The following is a 21276-nucleotide window of genomic DNA, read 5'->3' as shown; positions in this document are numbered from 1 at the left end:
CTTAATAGATAAGCGCTGGATGCCATTTTGGTTTGTATTCTTGCGTCTGAACAGCAGCAGAGCGGACCCTGCAAAACCACATGGGCCCCTAGGAGTTGCAAAACGTACTGGCCCGCCGCCGCAGCAAGCCGCAGAATCAGCGCCGCCCGGGTTCCGGAAGAACAAAAGCCCTCGGCAGGGGGGCACGCAGAGGGAGGGTGTATGGCCAACCAGGCACGGCGGCGCACCAAAGGCGCCAACCATCAGGCAGCGGCAAGTAACAAAAGCAGCTCCTGGTTTCTCATGCTGTTTGCGCTGCCGTTTTCCGCCGTGGGCATTGGCATGCTGCTGCTGGGTGTGCTGCCCACTCTGTACGACTGGTCGCGCATGCAGTTCTGGCATGAAGTGCCCGCACGGGTGGTTTCGGCCCAGCTGAACACGCACCGGGGCAGCAAATCAGGCAGCACCTACAGCGTGTCGGTCCACTACCGTTATGAAGTGGCGGGCGTGGCGTATGACGGCCACCGGCCTGCCATCAACACCTTGGCCGACAACATTGGCAGCTTCCATGAGAACCTGGCCTGGCGCTTGGAGAGTGCGCAGCGCAGCGGAATGCCTGTGCCGGTGTGGGTGAACCCGTCGCGCCCGCAGGATTCGGTGGCCGACCGCAGCCTGCGCCTGGGTTTGCTGGGTTTTCAGATGATTTTTGTGGTGCTGTTTGGTGGTGCCGGGGTGGGCATGGTGATCTGGGGGTGGAGCCTTCGGCGCAGCGATGCACACAAGGCGGAGCGCCTGCAGACCCTGGGCGACGAGCCTTGGCTGGCCAACAAGGCCTGGGCCGATAACCGCATCCGTTCCAGCAAGCGGTGGGAAGTGTGGCTGGCATGGGGCTTTACCGTGGTGTGGGGTGCCATTGCCTACCCGGCGGCGTTGTCTGCCATTCCCCGCGCCTGGCGCAACGAGAACCACATCGTGCTGTGCGTGCTGGTGCTGATGGTTGCCGTGGGGCTGGGCCTGCTGGTGTGGGCCGTGCGCGCCACGCTGGATGCGCGGCGCCATGGCGAGGTACGGCTGGTGATGGACCCGTTCCCTGGCGCCATCGGCGGGCATGTGGGCGCCACCGTGGACCTGCCCGGTGTGCCGTACCGACCTGATCTGCGGTTTGCCGTGACGCTGCGCTGTGCCTACCACTACCAGACGCGCACGGGAGGCGGCGACAACAGCAGCGAATCGCGTGAGCAGATCGTGTGGGAGTGCGAGGGTGCCGCACAAGTGCAACCGCAGGGACGGGGCAGCCGCGTGGCGTTCCGCCTGAGCGTGCCCAAGGGCCTGCCCGAGTCTGAACAAGCCGTGGGCACCAACGAGCACCACTGGACGGTGCTGCTGGAAAGCACCGATCCGGCGCTGAAGTTCTCACGCCGGTTTGAGGTGCCCGTGTATGCCACGGGTGCCGAATCCACCTGGCTCGCACACGACGCCGCCAAGCACCCGCAGATGCAAGCCCTGCGCGAGGCCGAGCTGGACGCGGTGAGCGACATCGAGCCCGTGGAAGGTGGCGTGCGGCTGTACCAGCCCTACGGCCGCCTGTGGCGGCAGAACCTGCTGTGGCTGGTGATGGGCGGGGGCTTCCTGGGCCTGGGCGTGATGGCGGGCTACATCGGCGCGCCTGTGTTGTTTCCGCTGGCGTTTGGTGGCGTGGGCGGCGCCATGCTGGTGTGGGGCTTCTATGCAGTGTCCAACAGCCTGACCGTGCAGCTGGACCGCCAGGGCCTGCGCACCGAACGCCGCCTGTTGGGCCTGATGCTGGCCTGGCGGCAGGTGCCTGCGCACGACATTGCCCGCCTCTCCATCCAGGAGAGTTACACGCTGCAAAGTGGTCACCAGCGCACCACGTTCTTTCGGGTGCAGGTGAATCTGCGCAACGGCAAGAGCGTGAGCATTGCAGACAGCCTCCAGGGCCGCCCTGTGGCGGAGCAGATGCTGAGCACCTTGGCCAAAGCCACGGGCTATGCCCGGTAAAGGGGTGGGTTCAGTGCGCCTTGCGAAACGTGAGGTTGATGCGGTAGCTGCCCGTCATCGGGTGATGAGCCTCAGGTAGCGGCAACACCCCATGAAACCGCAGCCGCGCAGGGCCGCCCCACACCACGACATCTCCATGCATCAGCGCAATGCGCCGCGCCCTGTCGGAGCGCTGTGCGCCGCCCCACAGAAACACGGCCGGGATGCCGAGCGACACGGACACGATGGGGTGCGCGTAGTTGCCCTCGTCCCGGTCCTGGTGCAGCGACAGCCGGGTGCCAGGGGCATATCGGTTGATGAGGCAGGCGTCAGGCGCAAAGCCGGGGAAGCCCGCTGCTTGCGCCGCGTCAAGTGCCAGCTGGCGCAATAGCGGCGGCATGGCGGGCCAGGGCTGGCCGCTGTCGGGGTCGAGGGGGGCGTAGCGGTAGCCGCTGCGGTCGCTCACCCAGCCGAGTCTTCCGCAGTTGGTCATGGCCACGGACATGCGCAGGCCCCCGGGGGTGATGAGGTGCCGGAAGGGGGCTTGTGTCGTCACCTGCTGCACCGCTTGCAGCAGGTCTGCCGCCTTCTCCAGCGCAAAGCCGCGCAGCACCATGGCGCCGGGCTCTAGCACCTCGGGCGGCTGGGCAGGCTGGGGTGGGTCGTCGAAAAGGCTCAGGCTCATAACGGTGGCAATCCATGGCGACAGTGTGGACCGCAGCTGCCGTCGTCCCCGGAGGACAAGGCGCGAAGCGGCACAGGGGGAACATCATCCAGCATCGTGAAAGATCACACCCAGCGTGTGCCGCTGCCCGCTGCGCAAGCGGCTAACGCCATGTCGCATCTGCACGCGGTACGGCCCGCGCGTGCCCTGCACGGGGCGGTGGTGCACGGCAAACACCACGGCGTCGCCGCGCTGCAGCGGCACCACCTCGGCCCGCGACTGCATGCGCGGGCGCTGCTCGGTCAGCACGAATTCGCCGCCCGTGAAGTCGCGCCCGGGCTCTGACAGCAGCACCGCGACCTGCAGCGGAAACACATGCTCGCCATACAGGTCCTGGTGCAGACAGTTGTAGTCACCAGGGCCGTATTGCAGCAGCAGCGGGGTGGGGCGCACCTGGCCAGCGGCATGGCAGCGGGCAATGAAGTCGGCATGCCGCGTGGGGTAGCGCACATCGATGCCCATGGCGGTGTTCCACTGGTTGGCGATGGGCGCCAGGTGCGGGTACAGTGCCTCGCGCAGCCCGGCCACCACACCGGGCAGCGGGTAGCTGAAGTACCGGTATTCGCCTTGGCCAAAGCCGTGGCGCTGCATCACCACGCGGCTGCGGAAGGTGCTCTCATCCGCGTTGCCGTACAGGCGGGCCAGCGCGGCGCATTCGGTGGCACTGAGCAGTTGCGGCAGTACCGCATTGCCTTGCTGGTGCAGGGCCTCCGTGGTTGTTGGCCAGTCGATGGCAGCCGCTCGCTGCGCCCAGTCATCGTTCTTCAGACCGGGTTGGTGAGACTGCGGGCCAGCGCTCATGCCACCTTCTCCGCCAGCGGTTGTGCGGGCTCTGGCGCTGCTTCACGCGTCAGCAGCGCACGTTTGCGTTCCACGCCCCACCGGTAGCCCGACAACGCGCCATCACTTTTCACCACCCGGTGGCAGGGTATGGCCACCGCCAGCGCATTGGCCGCGCAGGCCTGCGCCACGGCGCGCACGGCGGTGGGGGCGCCTATGCGCTGAGCCACCTCGGCGTAGCTTGCAGTCTGCCCGGCGGGTATGGCCTGCAGGGCCTGCCACACGCGTTGCTGAAACGCCGTGCCACGCACGTCCAGCGGCAGGTTCAGCCCCAGGCCCGGGGCCTCGACAAAGGCCACCACCTGCGCCACCAGCGCTTCAAACGCGGTATCCCCGCCGATCAGGTGGGCCTGCGCAAAACGGTCCTGCAGGTCGCGCACCAGGGCGTCGGCGTCGTCGCCCAGCAAGATGGCGCAGATGCCCCGGTCGCTCTGGGCGACCAGAATGGCGCCCAGCGAACACTGGCCGATGGCAAAGCGAATGTCTTGCGCAGCGCCCCCCGCGCGGTAGCGGCTGGGCGTCATGCCCAGGACCTGGGCCGATTGTTCGTAAAAGCGGCTGCTGGACTGGTAGCCAGCGCTGTAGATCGCGTCCGTCACCGAGGCCGTGGGTGCGTTGTCGAGCGCACTGCGCAGGCGCTGCGCACGCTGGGCGGCGGCATACGCCTTGGGCGTGAGGCCCGTGGACTGCTTGAAGATGCGGTGCAGGTGCGACGGGCTCAGGCCCATCTGGGCGGCCAACGCATCCAGCGTGGGCGCCTCACCGGCGGCAGCGCCTTCGATGATGCGGCAGGCCTCTGTGACCAGCGCGGCGTGGTGCGACAACGCCGTGGGCTGCCGGGGCTTGCAGCGCTGGCAGGGGCGAAAGCCTGCGGCTTCTGCATCAGCGCAGCTGTCGTGAAACCGCACATTCTCCGGCCGGGGTGCACGCGCCGCGCAGCTGGGGCGGCAATACACGCCCGTGGTCTGCACCGAATACCAAAAGCTGCCGTCCGCCGCCGCGCTGCGCGCCGCCACCGCCGCCCAGCGCGGGTCGGCCTGGGTGGCGGCGGCCTGTGCGGCCTTGGTGGAGGGGGTGGCGCGGTGGGGCATGGAGACGGCGTAGGTAAATGGTCGGTCCGGGATGTTGGCGCTGCGCTGGGTGGCGTTCGGGTTCATGGTGGATGGCTCACAAGGGGGTTGCGATGCCATGCACTCTAGGGATGGGGTGCGCAGTGTGCACTCCGAAGCTTGCTTTTGAATTCTGCGACACGCCACCGAGGTGCTTTTAGTGCTGAATTGCTCTCGATTCAATAGCTGCTAGCGCTTTCTCATCAAGCGCTAGAGGCCTAAAAGGCACAAATCTACTGGCTGTTGTGTGGGATTGATCGCGCCCCCATCTTTTAGACTGCACCCGGCTTGCCGCCAGCGCCCAGGCCAACCAGAACAAAGCCCACCATTCGGGAGGAGACCCATTTATGCCGCACATCCGCCACGCACGCAGGGCGGGGTTCCACAAGGCCCTGTTGCTTACCTTGTTTGTCGCCGCCGGGGGCGTGGGGACTACTGCAGGGGCCGCTGACCCACAGGCTGCACACCCTCTGGTGGGCCGCTGGAAGGTCGCCAGCATCAACGGCGCGCCGCCGCCCAAGTTCCTGGCGGGCCAGGTGCTGGTGATTCAGGCCGACGCGCAGGTCATCCACCTCGACCTGGGCGCATCCGGTGGGACAGCCGCCTCGGAGGGCGCCGTGCAGAAAGCCCTGCGCGACGCGCTGATGCGCGGCACCTGGCGTGCCGACAAGGCGCGGCTGTATGTGTCGAACAGCCCACGCCGCGACACCGGCAGCGCCTACGCCATCACGCAACAAGGCACGTTGCTGAGCCTGGACCCGGACCCGTATTTCTCGAATAAGGACGTACCCTCCAAAGCCACCTACGAGCGCTTGCCGTGACGTCCCCCGCGTCTCCACGCCGCGCGGCGCAGCGGCGTGAAAAGCTGCCGGGAGGCATTTGGGTTCTGGCCTTGTTTGCTGTGCCCTTTGCCGCAGCGGGCATCGGAATCTTCTGGTTCATGGTGGCTTCGCCCTTGGTGGACTGGGCGCGCATGCAAACCTGGAACCAGGTGCCTGCGGTGGTCGAATCGGCCACGCTGCAAAGCCACCATCCGAGCAAGGGCGGCACTACGCACAGCGTGTCGGTGCGCTACCGGTATGTGGTGGAGGGCGTGACCTACACCGGGCAGCGCGCCGCCATTCACGAGCGGGCCGACAACATTGGCAGCTTTCAAGAAGAACTGGGCCGCCGTCTGCAGGGCTTGCAGCGCACTGGCAAAGCCGTGCCGGTGTGGGTCAATCCCCGCAACCCTGCCGAGTCGATTGTGGATCGCCGCCTGCGGCCGGGCCTCATCACCCTGGCACTGGTGTTGTCCTCGGTGTCGGCATGGTTTGGGCTGGCGGTGCTGGCAAAGATAGCCCGCGCCGTCTGGAACGGTGGCACGCCTGTCTTGCCGGGCTCTTAGCCTCCGTCCCGAGAGGTAGGCGCGCCACAGGCGCCAAGGTACGCGCCAAGGCCTGCATTACCGCAGGTTTCTGAAAATGCAATTAAGTTGCGTTATGCTCCATTAACGCAAGGTGGTTGCATTTGTTCGTGCTGGGCCAGACGGCGACCGGAGCAAGCTGCAACACAACACGCACGCCAACCCCCATGACCTCTGCCACCACCCACCGCACTCCACGCCGCCCGCATACCCGCCTTCCCGTCACCGTGCTCTCGGGTTTTCTGGGTGCCGGCAAGACCACGCTGCTCAACCACATCCTGAACAACCGCGAGGGCCGCCGCGTGGCGGTCATCGTGAACGACATGTCCGAGGTCAACATCGATGCGGCTCTGGTGCGCCAGGGCGGCGCTGAGCTGTCGCGCACCGATGAGAAGCTGGTGGAGATGAGCAACGGGTGCATCTGCTGCACGCTGCGCGAAGACCTGCTGCTGGAGGTGGAACGCCTGGCCAAAGAGGGCAGGTTCGACCAGCTGGTGATCGAATCCACCGGCATCTCTGAGCCCTTGCCCGTGGCCGAAACCTTCACCTTCACGGGCGAGGACGGCAAGAGCCTGTCGAGTATTGCGCGGCTGGACACCATGGTCACCGTGGTCGATGCCTACAACTTTCTCAAGGACTACAGCTCGCGCGACAGCCTGCAGGCCCGTGGCGAATCGCTGGGCGAGGAGGACCAGCGCACGGTGGTGGACTTGCTGATCGAGCAGATCGAGTTCTGCGACGTGATCGTGCTCAACAAGGTGGATTTGATCGACGCAGCGCAGCGCGAGCAGCTCATGGCGATCTTGCGCAGCCTGAACCCGCGTGCACGCATTGAGGTGTCGCAGTTCGGCAAGGTGGCACTGGCCTCGGTGCTGGACACCAAGCTGTTCGACTTTGACGAGGCGTCCAAGGCACCCGGCTGGCTTGCCGAGTTGCGTGGCGAACACACGCCCGAGACCGAGGCCTACGGCATCAGCAGCTTTGTCTACCGCGCCCGCGTGCCGTTCCATCCACGCCGCTTTTTTGATTGGGTAGAAAGCGAGTGGCCCGGCGTGGTGCGGTCCAAAGGCTTCTTCTGGCTGGCCAGCCGCCCGGCGTATGCGGGGTCGTGGTCGCAGGCCGGCGCCGTGGCGCGCCATAGCGCAGCAGGCTTCTGGTGGGGCGCAGTGCCCCGCGATCGCTGGCCGCGCGACGCTGAATCCTTGGCGGCCATCCAGAAAAACTGGGCCGATGGCGTGGGCGACGCCCGGCAGGAGCTGGTGCTGATCGGTATCGGCATGGACGAATCCAAACTGCGCCAGCGCCTGGACGCCTGCCTGCTGACCGATGCGGAAATGGCCCAGGGCCCGCATGCGTGGACGCGGTATGACGATCCGTTTCCCGCCTGGTCGTGATGGCTAGTCTCTGGAATAGGGCCGTTTCATGAGCTTGCACCCGAACCCCGGCGTCCGCGCGGACCCGCTCAAGCAGGCAGGGCTTAAGGCCACGCTGCCGCGCATGAGGATCCTGGAGATCTTTCTGGCCGCGCAGGCGGCGCCCGATGGGCTGCGCCACTTCACGGCCGAAGATGTGTACCGGCGTATGCTGCATGACCGCACGGATGTGGGCCAGGCCACGGTGTACCGCGTGCTGGCCCAGCTGGAGCAGGCGGGCCTTTTGCGGCGCAGCAGCTTTCAGGCGGACCGCGCTGTGTATGAGCTGGATGACGGATTGCACCACGACCACCTGGTGTGCCTGGACTGCGGCAAGGTCGAGGAATTTCACGACGCATCCATCGAATCCCGCCAGGCCGAGATCGCGCACGCCAAGGGCTTTCGGCTGCAGGAGCATGCGTTGTCGCTCTACGGCACCTGCACGCGTGCCGACTGCCCTTCGCGCCCGCAGCGCGCAAAGGTGTGAACTGCGTGAATTGCCTGAATTGCCTGAATTGCTATATTAGTAATAGCTGCTAGCGCTTTATGGACAAGCGCTAGAAGCCAAAAACACTCAAACTTCTGGTTGCTGCAACGGCCGGGGCCGCCGTTTGCCCGTGCCGCCCCAGCGCAGCGCATCCTCCCCCGGAATGCCCAGCGGGTTGTTGGCTGGCTCGCTCAGTGGCGCGAGCAGCGCGTGCAGATCGGCCTCGCTGAATTTGACCGCACCCTCGGAGTCGTGGCCCAGCACCCCCTGGGCCAGGGCGGCCTTGCGGGCCTGCAGCTCCAGCATGCGTTCTTCGATGCTGCCTTCCACCACCAGCTTGTAGACAAACACCGGCTGGTCCTGCCCGATGCGGTGGGCGCGGGCGGTGGCTTGTTCTTCCACGGCGGGGTTCCACCAGGGGTCGAGGTGGATCACGGTGTCGGCGGCGGTGAGGTTCAGGCCCAGACCACCGGCCTTGAGGCTGACGAGCAGGATGGGGGCGCTGGTGTCGTCCTGCGCCTGGAACTGCCGCACCACCGCGCCACGCTGGCGGGGTGGCGTCTGGCCGGTGAGGGTGAGGTAGGGCAGGGCCAGGGTGTCGAGCAGCTCGGCCGCCAAGCCCAGCATCTCGGTGAACTGCGAGAACACCAACACGCGGCGGCCTTCATCGACCAGGGCGGGCAGCATGTCGGCCAGCAACTCGAGCTTGGCGCGTTCCATCGTGTGGGCGGTTTTCGTGGTGCCTTTTACCAAGCGTGGGTCGCAGCAGACCTGGCGCAGCTTGAGTAGCGCATCGAGGATGGTGATCTGCGCGCCGTCAAAGCTCTGGCGCTCCAGCGCGCGGCGCACCTGTTTGTCGGCCGTGGTGCGCACGGCCTCGTACAGCTCGCGCTGTTTGCCTTGTAGCTGCACGCGCTGGATGACTTCGGTGCGCGGCGGCAGTTCTGTCGCCACGTCCTGCTTGCGGCGCCGCAGGATGAAGGGGCGCACGCGCTGGGCCAGCAGCTGGGCGCGCAGGGTTTCGCCGTTCTCCTCGATAGGCTTGCGCCAGCGGGCGTTGAAGCTGCGCACATCGCCCAGAAAGCCGGGCATCAGGAAGTCAAACTGTGCCCACAGCTCGCCCAGGTGGTTTTCCAGCGGCGTGCCCGTCAGGCACAGCAGGTGGGGCGCCTGCAGCTTGCGCAGGGCGCGGGCGCTGCGGCTGCCCGCGTTCTTCACCATCTGGGCTTCGTCCAGGATCAGCAGGTGGAATGGCTGTGCGGCCAGCGCGTCCACATCGCGCCAGAGCAGTGGGTAGGTGGTCAGCACCAGGTCGTGGTCGGCCATCTGCAGGTAGCGCTGGCCGCGGCTCGCACCGTGCAGCGCCAGCACGCGCAGGCTGGGGGCCATGCGGGCGGCCTCGGCTTGCCAGTTGAAGAGCAGTGAGGTGGGCAGCACCACCAGGGCGGGGCGGGTCAGGCGCCCGGCCTCCTTTTCGGCCAGCACATGGGCCAGCGCCTGCGCGGTTTTACCCAGGCCCATGTCGTCGGCCAATATGCCGCCCAGGCCCTGCGCGCGCAGGTACTGCAGCCAGGCCAGGCCCTCCAGTTGATAGGGGCGCAGTTGCACCTGAAGTCCCTGAGGCGCAGCCACCGGCTGCGGGGTGCCGATGGTGCGCAGGCGCTTGGCGAGCTGGGCCAGGCCCACGTCGCCCTGCAGCTGCCAGTCGTTGTTCCAGCCATTGACCGTACCCACGCGGTGGGCCAGCACCAGCCCGGCGCGCAGGGCTTCGATGCGGCGGGCCTCCCACGCGCCCAGGTGCAGCGGATCGCCATCCTTGCGCTGGTTACGCGTGGGGTCGGTCAGCAGGTCGACCATGGCGCCCACGATGGCCTTGAGCGGCCCGGCGGGCGCGTCGATGCGTTTGCCGCCGGGTGCGCGAAGCGAAATGATGGCGATGTCGTCGATGGCGGCCATCTGCTGCGCGTTGAGCCAACGGGCGTCGCGGCGCAACAGGTCGGCCAGCATGGGCGCCAGGTCCAGCGTTTCGCCGTCGATCTCGATACCGAGGCTGAGCAGCCAGGCGCCTTCGCGCTCGGGCAGTTGCAGCTTTTGCACGGGGCGTTCGCGTGCGGCCAGCGGGCCGTCCACTTCCTTGCCTAGCAGTTCGCCCGTGTCGGGGGCGATCAGCAGCTTCCAGCGAAACACGGGCACGCTTTCGTGCGCAAAGCCGGGCTGCACCACCACGCTCCAGCCCTCGGCGCGCAGTTGGGGAATCTGCTCGGCCCAGAAGTCACCAAAGTGCGCCTCCTGCGCCAGCGTCCACACGGGGCCCAGCGTGGCGGCTGCGGCGCGGTGGCGCCATTGCAGCTTGTTCGCATCGACGGGGATCAGGCCCAGATCCCACACGCGGTCCATGGCGTCGGCCTCGGCGCCCAGGTTGCGCTGCATGCGCACAACCGGGCCGCCGGTGTCGAACAGGTCTTGCACGGGGCCCGGGCGCGCGTTGAGGATGGAGGTGGGGGCAGGCGTCTGCCAGTGGGCGCCATCATCAGTGCGGTAGGTCCAGTCAATCTGCACCAGCGTCACGCTGTCGCCGCGCGGCCCCAGCTTGCCCTGGGGCGCCATGCCCAGCAGGCCGTCGCCCCGGCCCAGGGTCATGAGGGTGATGCGCGGGCGGAAGTGGCCGCTGGTTATGCAAGGGTTATGGGCGCTTTCGGAGGCAGGGCGTTCGGGTTGAACAGACTTGTGGGCCGCGTCGTTGCGCAGCAGAGCCATTACGCGTGCGGCTTCCGCATCACTCAGGGGCGCTAGCGCCTGCAGATGGGCTGGCCCGGCCTGGGTGCGCAGGGCCTGCACCCAGGCCTGCACCAACGCCGCCCGGTCAGAGCGGGGCGGGATGGGTTCTGTGGGGCGGGCACCGGATGCAGGCATAGGCCGCCGATTGTGCCGTGGCGGCGGCGTCCCGGACCGCGCCTAGAACTCCCAGGCCATGCCCACTTGGCTGAACGTGCGGCCGTTGCCACGGCCCACGGCGGCGGATGCTTTGAGCCCGTCGGTGATGGCGTAGCGCAGGCCCACGGCCTTGTCCGGGCGCGACCTTTGTTCGCCGTACACCTCAGACGTGAGCTGCAGTTGTTCAGTAAGCGGAATCTCATAGCCCACGGCCCAGGTGGCCGCACGGTGGCGGGCGCCTTGTGCCCTGACGGTTTTGTGGCCGGCATTGAGGTGCAGCACCTGCGCATTGGCCAACCGGTAGCTGGCCAGCGCTGTGAGGGCGGTTTCGCGCTCGGTGAAGCGCTGCGGGGTGGCGTGGTCGCGAACGCGGGTGTGGCCCATGTCGAACCTCGCACCCACCGACCAGCCCGCTTCGTTCTGGATGGGCACCCACTTCACACCCCAGCCATGCCCATGGAAGGTGGTGGATGCGCCCATGGCCGTGTCTTTGGCGCGTGCCAGCGAGACCTCCATTTCCAGCTGCGGCGCGATGCCAGCGCCAAAAAGCAGCTCGGCACCTCGGGTCTTGTCATCGCGGCCGAAGACACCTTCGAGCTTCATGGCGCCTTGGGTCAGCGTGCCCGCATCGTCGGTGTGCATGGGCGCTTCGGCGTGGGCGTGCAAGGCGCTTGCCAGGCTGGACAGTGCGATGCAAAGGGGCGCGATTTGCGAGGGTTTTGTGGCTTTGGGGGGGCGTCTCATGGGGTCTCTCTTTGTAGTGGGATTCGAATTATTGCGGGGCGGGTCAGACGCATCGTCAGTCCGTAGAACGGGGCAGGGCGGCAGGCCATCGCAGCTCAATGCCAAAGCCCGAAGCACAGTCTGGCAGCACCGTGTGGCCCCCGTGCGCGCGCGCCACCAGGTCGGCCAGCACCAGCCCCAGGCCACGCATGGCGCTGCCTTCGCCATAGGCCTGCTGCTGCAGCGATTGCTGCAAACGGGCTTTGGTGTGGGGCTGGCAGCCGTCGCCATCGTCCTGCACGCGCAACACGGTGTCGGCGCCCTCCTGCAGCGCCGTGATGGTGACCTGGTGGGCGTTGAAACGGTGCGAGTTGTCCAGCAGGTTCAGCAGGGCGGCGGCCAGCAGATCGGGGTCGGCGTCCACTGGGGTGGTTTGTTGGATGGAGATGGCCATGTCGTGAAACGCCAGCGCATCGATGAGCTGGCGCAGGTCAACGTTTTGGCGCTGTGGCTCCATGCCGCTGCGAAACATCATCAGCAGCGCTTGCATGACCCGACCGAGCCTGCCCGCAGCGTCTCGCGCGCGCACCAGGCGCGGCCTTATCGACTCGGGCGCCTCTTTGATCGCCAGGGCCAGTTGCACGTCGATACCCGCCACCGGCGTGCGCAGGGCATGGGCCGCGTGCGAGGTGAACGCGCGTTCGCTGATGATCCGCTGTGCCAGCCTGTGCCCCAGGTCGCCAATGGCCTGCTCGATGGGATGCAGCTCCTGCCTCGGTGCGGCCTTGGGCGCGGTGTCGGGCCGAAGGGGGTCATAGTGCTGAACGCTTTGGCCCAGGGCGCCCAGCGGGCGAAGCTCCTGGCGGATGCGCCAGTTCATCAGCAGGGCCGACAGCAGGCCCATCGACAGCGCCGCCATCAGCGTGTACCAGACCACTTCTCCGTGCACCTCGTCGCGCTCCGTGCGGCTTTGCGCCACCACCAGGAATTGCCCGGGGCGCTGGCTGAATACCGACGTGAAGGCGCGCCATTGCCCGTCTTGCGTCCAGGCGATCGCCTCGGTGGGGGCGGTTTGCAAGGCCAGCTCGGGGGCCTTGTGCGAGCGGCTTTTCACGCGGCCCGACGGAGCGTCCACCACCTGCCAGACCAGGTGTTCCTCATACGAAAAGTGTTTGGTGGCGCTTTGGCCGCTGGTGGCCAGATCGGGCTGGATGGCCATGACGCTGTGAAAAATCTCAGCAGCCTCTCGCAGTTCCTGGTCCATGAGTTCGCCCATTTCGTGGGCGATTACGTACCAGACGACCACGGAGGTCAACAGGCCGAACGCGATGGAGATAAACAGCAGCGATTGGACGAGCCGCCCCCGGATGGACGGCGGTTTTGTCTCGCCCGTGCGCATACCCATGTCGTTAGCCCGTAGAGGCCGTTAGAGCCGTCGGCGGGGCAACGGGGGCAGGAATGCGATACCCCATGCCCCGTACCGTCTGGATCACGTCCTTGCCCAGCTTGCTGCGCAGATTGAAAACGTGCACCTGCAGCGCGTTGCTGGCCAGGTCGCTGTCCAGCCCCAGCACCAGTGCCTCCAGATCCGACGTGGAAACCGTGCGCCCCGCGCGCAACACCAGCGCCTCCAGCACCGCCCATTCACGGGCGGTCAACTCCACCCGCTGGCCGTGCAGCCGCACTTCCTTGTCGGCCAGCAGCACCTCCACCGAGCCAAATGCCTTGCAGGGCGCGCCGCCGGCCATGCGGCGGAACAGGGCACGCAGCCGGGCACACAACTCTTCGGGGGCAAAGGGCTTGACCAGAAAATCGTCAGCACCGCTGTCCAGGCCATGGATGCGGTCACTGAGCATGTCACGCGCGGTGAGCACCAGGGCCGGTGTTTTGGCACCCTTGGCGCGCAGGCTGTGCAGCCAGTCGAGGGCGGAGCCGTCGGGCAGGTTCCAGTCCAGCAGCCAGGCGTCGTAGGGCTCTGTCACCAGGCCCCGGGCTTGCGCCAGGGTGGTGCACCAGTCCACCAGATAGCCGTCGTGCTGCAGAAAATCCCGCAAGCCTTCGCCCAGAGTGTGATCGTCTTCCAGCAGCAACAGTCGCATGCGAGCCTGGTCCGTCAAAAGTGCTGCTTGGTGCCGGTGACCATGGCCCGCACGAGGCGCACCCGCTCCAGCCGCCCCATCACGATGGCCGCCGCAGCGTGCAACCCTGCCGCCAGCAGCAGTCCGTTGGCCAGCACCTCGTGCAACTCCATCAGCCATTCTTCGCCGAAGAATGTGTCGGTGGTTTGCATCCACCCCGTTACGCCCAGGGCCAGAACGATGGCCATCAAGGCCAGCATCATCAGCGCCCCGAGGGGGTTGTGGCCCACGTAGACCGGATGCTCGCCATTGCGAAGTGCGCCCAGGTGCTTTGCCAGTCTGCGCGGGGTGGGGAAAAAGTCACTGAACCGCGCGTGGCGGCTGCCTACGAAGCCCCAGACCAGCCTCGCCAGCACCAGGGCGCTGGCGGTGTAGCCCACCCACTCGTGTGCTGTTTTTCCGGGCTCCAGAACAAACTGATTCAGGACCACGCAGCTCACCAGGCTCCAATGAAAAATACGGACAAACGGGTCCCACACCTTGGTGGCGGCAGGGGGGTGGTGGAGAGGGACGGGCTTCATGGGCGACTCGGGGTGCAGGCGAGGGGCAGGACGGGACGCTTTTCTGAGGCTTACTTGCGCTCGATTTCAGCGCCGGTGGCGGGGTCGAAATAGATCTCCACTTTCTTGCCCGCCTTGTCCAGACCGTAGATTTCGTAGCACTTGCCTTTGCTGACTTTGAAGGTCCGGATCTGGTAGCCCTGCTTTTCGAGCCCGGCCTTGAAGTCGGCTTCTTTCATCCATTTTTCTTCTGGAACATTGCAGGTGGGGCCCGCAAATGCAGCGGTAGAACCAAGGGCGAGAACAAGGGTGGTGATGTGCAGTTTCATGGTGAATGTTGGTGTCAGTGGGTTTGAACATGTGGACTGACTGCCCACAAACTGCATTGGACGCGGCCAAGATTAAGTGGGGATGAAGCCGCACTGCGGCGCGCCGGACACAGGCCACAGATGCGCTGCACCTCCAGGAAAACTTTTGTTAACAGGGGGGATGGTGGAAGGTGCTGCGGTGAGTGGGGCCGCAGCAGACAACGCAAGGACAGCCTTCGGCAGTCAATCGGCTTGGGGGACGGATCTGGGCCTGGATACCGCTGGCTGTAGCGCAACCGAGCTGCTCCGTTCGCGAGGGACTGGCTCCCCGCGTCGCACCCTACGTGGGGAGTGGCCTTCGTGCTAACCGCTCAGCACCCGCGCAAACAGCTCGTTGCGAAAGTGGATGCCCAGGCGCGCAAAGGCGCGGTTGCGGTAGGTTTTGACGGTGGGCACGCCCAGCCCCAGGTCGCTGGCGATGCCCTCGTGTGTCATGCCCTGCAGCAGGCGGGCACACACGTCCAGCTCGCGGTCCGTGAAGTCGGCGTGCACGCGCAGCAGGCGCTCACGCAGCGCGGGCAAGCTGGCGGGCAGGGTGCCCTGCCGGCCGGGGTGTTCGGCCTCCGGCAATGCCAAGCCGGCGCTTCCAGACCGTGGCCAGGCGGCGGGCGCAAGGGTGTCGCTGTGCGACAGTGCAATGTGTTTGCGTGCCAGCGCCAGCAGCACGGGCGCCACCGCCTCGAAGCCGCCGATGTGGGCATCGCGGAAGGGTTTTTGGTGCTGGTGGCGGTAGAAGTTGACGGCAAATACCGATCCATCGCTTTCGTATTCGACCACCGACACGCGCTCGGCCACACCATGGGCCTCGTACACCCGGGCGCGGTGCTCTCCATCGACCTCCCGGGCCGTCAGGTGGCACAGTCGGGTAGGGGATTCTGCGGGCGCCGCTTCGTCAAAGGAGCGGCCCCAGGTGCGGTCATGGCGGTAGGGGCCTGAGAGGTAGGCCCACCAGCAGTCCTGCGTGGTGTCTGGCACGCCCAGGCTGGCCGACATGAACAGCGTGGGCTTGCAGCGATGCCCTGTGCGGTACACCGACCACGAGGCTGCCGGCAGCACGGGGGCCAGGTCCTGCAGCAAGCCCGACGCAAAACCGGGCTCGCCCAGCCGGTGCACCATGCCCGCCAGCGCATGGCCCGCCGGGCCCGTGGTGGCCTGCCTGCCAGTGGCAGACGGTGGGGAAGGGGTCCATTGCCTCATTGCGGGCAGGGGTGGGGGTTACGCCGTGTCATTGCGTTGTCATCCTCTGGGATGACAGGGGGTTTGCGCCACGGGATTTACGCTAGGTTCATAACCAATAGGGCTGACGCAAACCGGGATGCAGCGGCCGCCTCGCTCTGGGGTGAACCGCTTGCCTGAACTCTGTTTGCGTAAGTCATGACTCATTCTGCAGCCCAAGCCCTCTAATGCCTGACCTACCGACCCTGGCCGAACCTCGGCTGAAGTTTTTTGCCGATCTGCGTGTGGAAGTGGGGGCGCCCCAGCAGGTGGGTCAGACCGTGCATGGCCTGCGCCGCCTGATTCCCATCACCGGCGGTACCGCTACGGGCGATGGCTGGAGCGCCCGGGTGCTGCCGGGTGGTGCGGATTTTCAGCTCATCGTGAATGACCGGCTGTCAGAGCTGGATGCGCGCTACGTGCTGGAGACCGACGCAGGCGACTTCATCTATGTACAGAACCGGGCCGTGCGCTCCGGGCCGCCGCAGCTGATTGCCCGCCTGGTGCGCGGCGAGCCGGTGGACCCGGAGCAAATCTACTTCCGCTGCAGCCCGAGCTTCGAGACCGCTGCCCCCGCGCTCTCCTGGATGGGCGAGCGCATGTTTGTGGGCACGGGTGCCCGCTATCCCGACGCTGTGGTCATGCGTTTTTTCGAGCTGCTTTAGGAGCCCGGTTCCTCCTTCTGACCACCCAGCGCTGCATTCTTTTTTCCCTTGACCACACTGACAGAACTCCTGGAGACAACCATGACGCCTTCTTTCCATTCCGCCCCCGCCGCCGATGCACGAAAAAGCGGCACACGCCGCACACTGCTTGCCGCAGCGGTCACTCTGGCCGCCAGCCTGCTGCCCTGGTCGGGCGCGCAGGCGCAAGCCAGTGGCGGCGCGTATCCGAACAAGCCGGTGCGCATCATCGTGGGCTTTCCGGCGGGCACGGGGCCCGATATCGTGGCGCGCCTGCTGGCGCAAAAGTTGTCGGAAGGCTGGGGCAACCTGGGCGTGATCGTGGACAACAAACCCGGCGCTGGCGGCCTCATTGCAGCGGGCGAAGCAGCACGCGCCGCACCCGACGGCTACACGCTGATGCTGGGCGAAACGGGCCAGCTCAGCATTGCCCCCAGCAGCTACAACAAGCTGCCCTACGACCCGGCCAAGGACTTTGTGCCCGTGAGCCAGGTCGTCACCTCCGACTTTGTGCTGCTGGTCAATCCCCAAAAGGTGCCATCGCGCAACGTGAAGGAGTTTGTGGACTGGACCAAGCAGCAAAAGGGCCTGTTCCTGGCCACCTTCGGCGCGGGCACTCCGGGGCATTTTGGCGCCTTCATGTTTGGGGACGCGGTCAAGCTCAAGCCAGAGCCCGTGCACTACAAGAACACGTCGGATGCGCTGGGCGGCCTGTTCAGTGGCGACGTGCAGGGCGTGTTTGCCAGCGTGGGGCTGGCCGCGCCCAACGTGAAGGCCGGAAAGCTCGCCGCGCTGGGCACCACCGGGGCCACGCGCACGCCCACGCTGCCCGATGTGCCCACCATCAAGGAGCAGGGCTACGCCAATCTGGAGTTCTCATCGTGGTTTGGCATCGTGGCACCCGCCAAGACGCCCCCCGAGATCATTGCCAAGCTCAATGCAGACATTGTGCGGGCCGTGCAGTCGCCTGAAGGCAAGGCGAAGATGGAAGAAGCCGGTTTCCGCGTGACGGGCACCAGCCAGCAGGACTTTGCCCGCACCATTGCCGCCGACACGGTGACCTGGGGCAAAGCGGTGGTCGCCACGGGCTTCAAGGCCGATTGATGTGCCCAGACGCTAGGGCCACGCCATCTGCGGCGTAGCCCTCGCAGGTCCTCAGCAGGATTACCGAGATGCCTTGGGTGCGGGCAGCTGCAGCTGTGCCTCCTGCACCACGCGAACACAGTCCTTCAAGTGCTGCTCGCCCAGGTAGCGCAGCGTGGCATAGCCAATGGTGGCAGCCACAGCCTGCCCCGCGAGGGGAACATACTTGGCGGCCTGTTTGGTCGTCAGGCGAAGACCCACGGTCTGCGTGGCGCGGATGACCAGCTCGCGCGTGATCAGCTTGCCGATCAGCACCGACCCCACAAGGCTCACCGCTTTTTGCACCTGCTCGCGCTTGTTCGGGTCGAGTTGGTCAATCTGCGCCGCCGACAGGCCGAACTCGGCATTGATCTGCGGTAGCAGGCGTGAGAGCAGTGCAGCGTCCACCGCCCAATCGAGCCCGGGCACGGGCACGGCACTGGCGGCGGCAGCCACCAGGGCACGCCGATGGAGCAATTTGCGGCTGCGTTGCACGGCGGCAGCCAAGGCGGGATTGCCAGCTGCCATCTGCAGGGAAGTGGGCATGGTTGGGTGGTATTGAATGAAATGTCGGTGAAAGAAGGAGCGGCTGCCAACAGTAGCGTTGAAGCCATCATTTCATCAGTTTTTGCCCTTTACAAGGCTGTATACCGCCAGCAGCAGCATGGCGCCCACCACCGAAGCGATCCAGCCTGCGGCCTCGCCTTGCTGGTACCAGCCCATGGCCAGGCCCAGATAGCTGGCCAGAAATGAACCCGCCACCCCGAGCAGTGCGGTCATGATCCACCCCAGCTTGTCATCCCCCGGCTTGAAGGCCCGGGCCAGAAGACCCACCACCAGACCGACCACCAGCGTTCCGATCAATGACACCATAATTGTTTCCCCTTGTGTTGTTACGACGGCGATGCGCTGACTCTAAAGAAGGCGGGAAAGTGGGGGTGTCGGACAACGCGCCCTGTGGGCGTCCCGTCTGGTGGCGCGCCGTCGCCTGTTCTCGCCGTGCATTCGCTCCGTGTGTCGGCGCTGTTGGATGACGCTGCAAGCGGTCGGTAGCGGGTTGTGGGTGCTGTCTGACATCCTGGTGCGGCGGGTGCTTGCCAAGCCTGCGTGCGCTGGGCCCTACATTCAAGCGTCTGCACTTTAAGGAAGACTGATGACCCAAATCCCCAAAACCCGTTCTTTCTCCCTGGTGTTGATGGTCGCGCTGGCCCTGGGTGGCGCCGTGGCGCTGCCTACCACTGCGGCCGCACAAAATGGCGATGAGGCTTCGCTGGCGCGCGGTGCGGTGCCGGACACGACCCCTCAGCAACGCTACCAGACCGCCATCCGCGAGGCAGGCGGTGGCCTCAAGGTCAGCCTGGAGGAATGCCGCACCATGGCTGCGGCGGAGCGCAGAAGCTGTGAGTCCCAGGCCCGGGCACGCTATCAGGCCGACATGGCCACGGCCAAAGCCATGTTGCGCGACCCTTCGCTGGGGCCGGTGAATGTGGTGGGAGGCCCGATCCGCAGCACCGAAACGGTGTACGAGATCAAAAAGTAACCGGTGCCGCAGGCCGGCGGTTATTTGGCTTGCGCGGTGTCGCCGTCGGCAGTGCCCGCCACGCGGCGCGCACCATTGAAGCGGCGGGCCCAGTAGGCCACGCCCATGTCTTCCACACGGATCTGGGCGCCGCTTCGAGGAGCATGGATGAACTTGTTGTCCCCCACGTAGATGCCCACGTGGCTGAAATTGCGGCGCATGGTGTTGAAGAACACCAGATCACCCGGCTGAAGCTCTTTTTTGTCGATGACCTGGGTGGCGGCAGCTTGCTGATCTGCACGGCGGGGCAGCAAAAGGCCCACGGTCTGTTCGTACATGGCACGCACGAAGCCGCTGCAGTCAAAGCCTGTTTCGGCACTGCTGCCACCACGCTTATAGGGCACGCCCAGAAACCCCATGGCGTTGACCACCAGGGAAGATGCTTGGTCGGCCACGGTGTGGGCCCGGTCCGCCACCTTGTGGCTCACGTCTTCCAGCCGCGTCAGCAGGCCTTTGTCCGTGATGAAACGGTCCATATCGTCAGGGTTTGCCGCTTGCGGCGCAGCCTGGGCGGTGGTGGCGCAGGCCAGGAGAAGTATGCAAAGCCATCGGGACATGGGGGCGAAGGGTAACACGCAACGCTTGCTTATCGAAAATAATCACCTTTGCAAGCCGTTGATTTCGTTGAAGTAAATCAAAACCCCGGGTTTCCCCAGGGATCACAAGGCCCTGACAGCCCCTGCAGGCACACTCCGACGATGCACCTCGGGCGTCGCCCGGGGACGGGTGGTTTCCACCGCTTTTTCAGGAGCGCAGCCTTATGAAATTCAAGTCAAAAATGCCTCCAGCGCTTGCTGTAAAAGCGCAAGCAACTATCTTTTTGGTAGTGGCAGGGGTTTCAGTCAGTGCTGACGCCCAGAACACCACACCGGCGGTGGCGCTGGTGCCCGTGGCCCAGGGCCTGGATCACCCTTGGGCGGTGGCCTTTTTGCCGCAGGGGCAGTTTCTGATCACTGAGCGGCCGGGGCGCATGCGGGTTGTCAGTGCCAGCGGGCAGGTCAGCCCCCCACTGGCCGGGGTGCCTGCTGTGGCAGCAGGCGGGCAGGGCGGCCTGCAGGATGTGGTGACGGACACTGCCTTTGCCCGCAACCGCCGCATCTTCTTTTGTTTTTCCGAGCCCGCAGCGGCGGGCGCACGCGGCAACAGCACGGCGCTGGCCCGGGCCACGCTGTCCGAGGATGCTCGCAGCCTGCAGGACGTCAAGGTGATCTTCAGCCAGCGGCCCAAGGTCGACAGCAGCCTGCATTTTGGATGCCGCATCGTGCAGGCGGCGGACGGCAACCTGTTCCTGACCCTGGGTGACCGCTACCACCGCAAGGACGATGCCCAAAAGCTCGACAACCACCACGGCAAGATCATCCGCATCACCCCCGAAGGGGCCGTGCCGCCCGACAACCCGTTCGCCAAACAACCTGGCGCCTTGCCCGAGATCTGGAGCTACGGCCACCGCAACCCCCAGGGTGCAACGCTGGGGCCAGACGGCAAGCTGTGGATGCACGAGCACGGCCCGCAGGGTGGCGACGAAATCAACCAACCCCAGCCGGGCCGCAACTACGGTTGGCCGGTGATTACCTATGGCGAAAACTACGGCGGCGGCAAGCTGGGCGAAGGCACAGCCAAGGCGGGCATGGAGCAGCCGCTGCACTACTGGGTGCCGTCGATTGCGCCGTCGGGCGTGGCTTTTCTGACCAGCGCGCGCTATGGCGCAGCGTGGCAGGGGAGCCTGTTCATCGGTTCGCTCAAATTTGGCACCCTGCACCGCCTGGAGGTGGCGGGCGGCAAGGTACAGCGTGAGGAAAAACTGCTGCAAGGCAATGGCGAACGTATCCGTGATGTCCGCCAGGGGCCGGATGGCTTGCTCTATATGGTGACTGACAGCCCGCAAGGCCGGTTGCTGCGGCTGCAGCCGAACTGACAAGCGTGAGAACGGGAGTGAAACCGCCCCAGGAAGCATGGCAGCCTTGACCTAGGTCATGGCGGCTGAAAGATCTACGCTCCAGACGCCGTCGCGCGGGGTGTACCCAGGGTCTTGGTGGCCACTTTGGAGTTAGGCTGACGCG

The 21276-nt window shown here is 65.9% G+C and carries 22 protein-coding genes; 9 read left to right on the top strand and 13 right to left on the bottom strand.

Annotated elements, in window-relative coordinates; all coding sequences use genetic code 11:
* The first annotated feature begins 201 nt into the window (after positions 1-201).
* Positions 202-1998 carry a DUF3592 domain-containing protein gene (locus ACQ4MJ_RS08440; protein ID WP_431152980.1) on the top strand — a complete coding sequence of 599 codons (1797 nt, stop codon included), beginning with the start codon at positions 202-204 and terminating at the stop codon, positions 1996-1998.
* 10 nt (positions 1999-2008) lie between these two features.
* Here ACQ4MJ_RS08440 and alkB read toward each other — a convergent pair whose 3' ends face one another.
* The 3 genes from alkB to ada form a co-directional block, all read right to left on the bottom strand.
* On the bottom strand, positions 2009-2662 hold the full coding sequence (gene alkB, locus ACQ4MJ_RS08435) for a DNA oxidative demethylase AlkB (protein ID WP_431152981.1): 654 nt from the start codon (positions 2660-2662) through the stop codon (positions 2009-2011).
* 84 nt (positions 2663-2746) lie between these two features.
* Complete coding sequence (locus tag ACQ4MJ_RS08430; RefSeq protein ID WP_431152982.1) at positions 2747-3502, bottom strand: 2OG-Fe(II) oxygenase; 756 nt, start codon at positions 3500-3502, stop codon at positions 2747-2749.
* Entirely contained in the window at positions 3499-4632 is a 1134-nt protein-coding gene (gene ada / locus ACQ4MJ_RS08425) for a bifunctional DNA-binding transcriptional regulator/O6-methylguanine-DNA methyltransferase Ada (RefSeq protein WP_431153095.1), read from the bottom strand. Before ada ends, ACQ4MJ_RS08430 begins: the two co-directional genes overlap by 4 nt.
* Positions 4633-4997: 365 nt before the next feature.
* Between ada and ACQ4MJ_RS08420 the strand changes: the two genes are divergently transcribed.
* The 4 genes from ACQ4MJ_RS08420 (at position 4998) to fur (ending at position 7954) form a co-directional block, all read left to right on the top strand.
* Positions 4998-5471, top strand: a complete 474-nt coding sequence (locus ACQ4MJ_RS08420) for a hypothetical protein (RefSeq protein ID WP_431152983.1) — start codon at positions 4998-5000, stop codon at positions 5469-5471.
* The gene (locus tag ACQ4MJ_RS08415; protein ID WP_431152984.1) at positions 5468-6037 is read left to right on the top strand and encodes a DUF3592 domain-containing protein; all 570 of its coding nucleotides are present in this window, start codon (positions 5468-5470) and stop codon (positions 6035-6037) included. Before ACQ4MJ_RS08420 ends, ACQ4MJ_RS08415 begins: the two co-directional genes overlap by 4 nt.
* A 185-nt stretch (positions 6038-6222) precedes the next feature.
* A complete protein-coding gene (gene zigA, locus ACQ4MJ_RS08410; protein WP_431152985.1) occupies positions 6223-7449 on the top strand; it encodes a zinc metallochaperone GTPase ZigA in 1227 nt (408 codons plus the stop codon).
* Between the two features lie 28 nt (positions 7450-7477).
* Positions 7478-7954: a ferric iron uptake transcriptional regulator gene (fur, locus tag ACQ4MJ_RS08405; RefSeq protein WP_431152986.1), complete on the top strand. Its 477-nt coding sequence runs from the start codon at positions 7478-7480 to the stop codon at positions 7952-7954.
* An 87-nt stretch (positions 7955-8041) separates the two neighbouring features.
* Here the strand turns inward: fur and ACQ4MJ_RS08400 are convergent, their stop codons facing one another.
* From ACQ4MJ_RS08400 to ACQ4MJ_RS08370, 7 genes are all read right to left on the bottom strand, one after another.
* The gene (locus ACQ4MJ_RS08400) at positions 8042-10867 is read right to left on the bottom strand and encodes a DEAD/DEAH box helicase (RefSeq protein ID WP_431152987.1); all 2826 of its coding nucleotides are present in this window, start codon (positions 10865-10867) and stop codon (positions 8042-8044) included.
* A gap of 42 nt (positions 10868-10909) precedes the next feature.
* Positions 10910-11632 carry a hypothetical protein gene (locus ACQ4MJ_RS08395; protein ID WP_431152988.1) on the bottom strand — a complete coding sequence of 241 codons (723 nt, stop codon included), beginning with the start codon at positions 11630-11632 and terminating at the stop codon, positions 10910-10912.
* A gap of 55 nt (positions 11633-11687) precedes the next feature.
* Entirely contained in the window at positions 11688-13016 is a 1329-nt protein-coding gene (locus ACQ4MJ_RS08390) for a sensor histidine kinase (protein WP_431152989.1), read from the bottom strand.
* A 4-nt stretch (positions 13017-13020) separates the two neighbouring features.
* A complete protein-coding gene (locus tag ACQ4MJ_RS08385; RefSeq protein WP_431152990.1) occupies positions 13021-13710 on the bottom strand; it encodes a response regulator in 690 nt (229 codons plus the stop codon).
* Positions 13711-13724: 14 nt separating this feature from the next.
* Entirely contained in the window at positions 13725-14270 is a 546-nt protein-coding gene (locus ACQ4MJ_RS08380) for a cytochrome b/b6 domain-containing protein (protein WP_121506445.1), read from the bottom strand.
* A gap of 50 nt (positions 14271-14320) precedes the next feature.
* Positions 14321-14578: a PepSY domain-containing protein gene (locus ACQ4MJ_RS08375; RefSeq protein WP_431152991.1), complete on the bottom strand. Its 258-nt coding sequence runs from the start codon at positions 14576-14578 to the stop codon at positions 14321-14323.
* A 342-nt stretch (positions 14579-14920) separates the two neighbouring features.
* A complete protein-coding gene (locus ACQ4MJ_RS08370; RefSeq protein WP_431152992.1) occupies positions 14921-15814 on the bottom strand; it encodes a helix-turn-helix transcriptional regulator in 894 nt (297 codons plus the stop codon).
* Positions 15815-16020: 206 nt separating this feature from the next.
* On the opposite strand from ACQ4MJ_RS08370, the gene ACQ4MJ_RS08365 reads away from it, so the two are divergent.
* Together ACQ4MJ_RS08365 and ACQ4MJ_RS08360 are read left to right on the top strand one after the other, a co-directional pair.
* Positions 16021-16497, top strand: coding sequence for a DUF3237 domain-containing protein (locus ACQ4MJ_RS08365; RefSeq protein ID WP_431152993.1), 477 nt, complete (start codon positions 16021-16023; stop codon positions 16495-16497).
* Between the two features lie 81 nt (positions 16498-16578).
* Positions 16579-17619: a Bug family tripartite tricarboxylate transporter substrate binding protein gene (locus ACQ4MJ_RS08360; RefSeq protein WP_431152994.1), complete on the top strand. Its 1041-nt coding sequence runs from the start codon at positions 16579-16581 to the stop codon at positions 17617-17619.
* Between the two features lie 60 nt (positions 17620-17679).
* Here the strand turns inward: ACQ4MJ_RS08360 and ACQ4MJ_RS08355 are convergent, their stop codons facing one another.
* Together ACQ4MJ_RS08355 and ACQ4MJ_RS08350 are read right to left on the bottom strand one after the other, a co-directional pair.
* Positions 17680-18183: a hypothetical protein gene (locus ACQ4MJ_RS08355; protein WP_055395927.1), complete on the bottom strand. Its 504-nt coding sequence runs from the start codon at positions 18181-18183 to the stop codon at positions 17680-17682.
* Positions 18184-18258: 75 nt separating this feature from the next.
* Entirely contained in the window at positions 18259-18510 is a 252-nt protein-coding gene (locus tag ACQ4MJ_RS08350) for a GlsB/YeaQ/YmgE family stress response membrane protein (RefSeq protein WP_055395928.1), read from the bottom strand.
* Between the two features lie 280 nt (positions 18511-18790).
* On the opposite strand from ACQ4MJ_RS08350, the gene ACQ4MJ_RS08345 reads away from it, so the two are divergent.
* Positions 18791-19177 carry a hypothetical protein gene (locus ACQ4MJ_RS08345; protein ID WP_431152995.1) on the top strand — a complete coding sequence of 129 codons (387 nt, stop codon included), beginning with the start codon at positions 18791-18793 and terminating at the stop codon, positions 19175-19177.
* A gap of 20 nt (positions 19178-19197) precedes the next feature.
* Here the strand turns inward: ACQ4MJ_RS08345 and ACQ4MJ_RS08340 are convergent, their stop codons facing one another.
* On the bottom strand, positions 19198-19773 hold the full coding sequence (locus ACQ4MJ_RS08340; RefSeq protein WP_055395932.1) for a C40 family peptidase: 576 nt from the start codon (positions 19771-19773) through the stop codon (positions 19198-19200).
* A gap of 221 nt (positions 19774-19994) precedes the next feature.
* Between ACQ4MJ_RS08340 and ACQ4MJ_RS08335 the strand changes: the two genes are divergently transcribed.
* Positions 19995-21131, top strand: a complete 1137-nt coding sequence (locus ACQ4MJ_RS08335) for a PQQ-dependent sugar dehydrogenase (protein ID WP_431153096.1) — start codon at positions 19995-19997, stop codon at positions 21129-21131.
* Positions 21132-21276: the final 145 nt, after the last annotated feature.

The organism is Acidovorax facilis (assembly GCF_050626955.1).
Lineage (GTDB): Bacteria > Pseudomonadota > Gammaproteobacteria > Burkholderiales > Burkholderiaceae_C > Acidovorax > Acidovorax facilis.
Note: the sequence above shows the minus strand (reverse complement) of the source record. Positions and strands in the feature narration are given on the sequence as shown.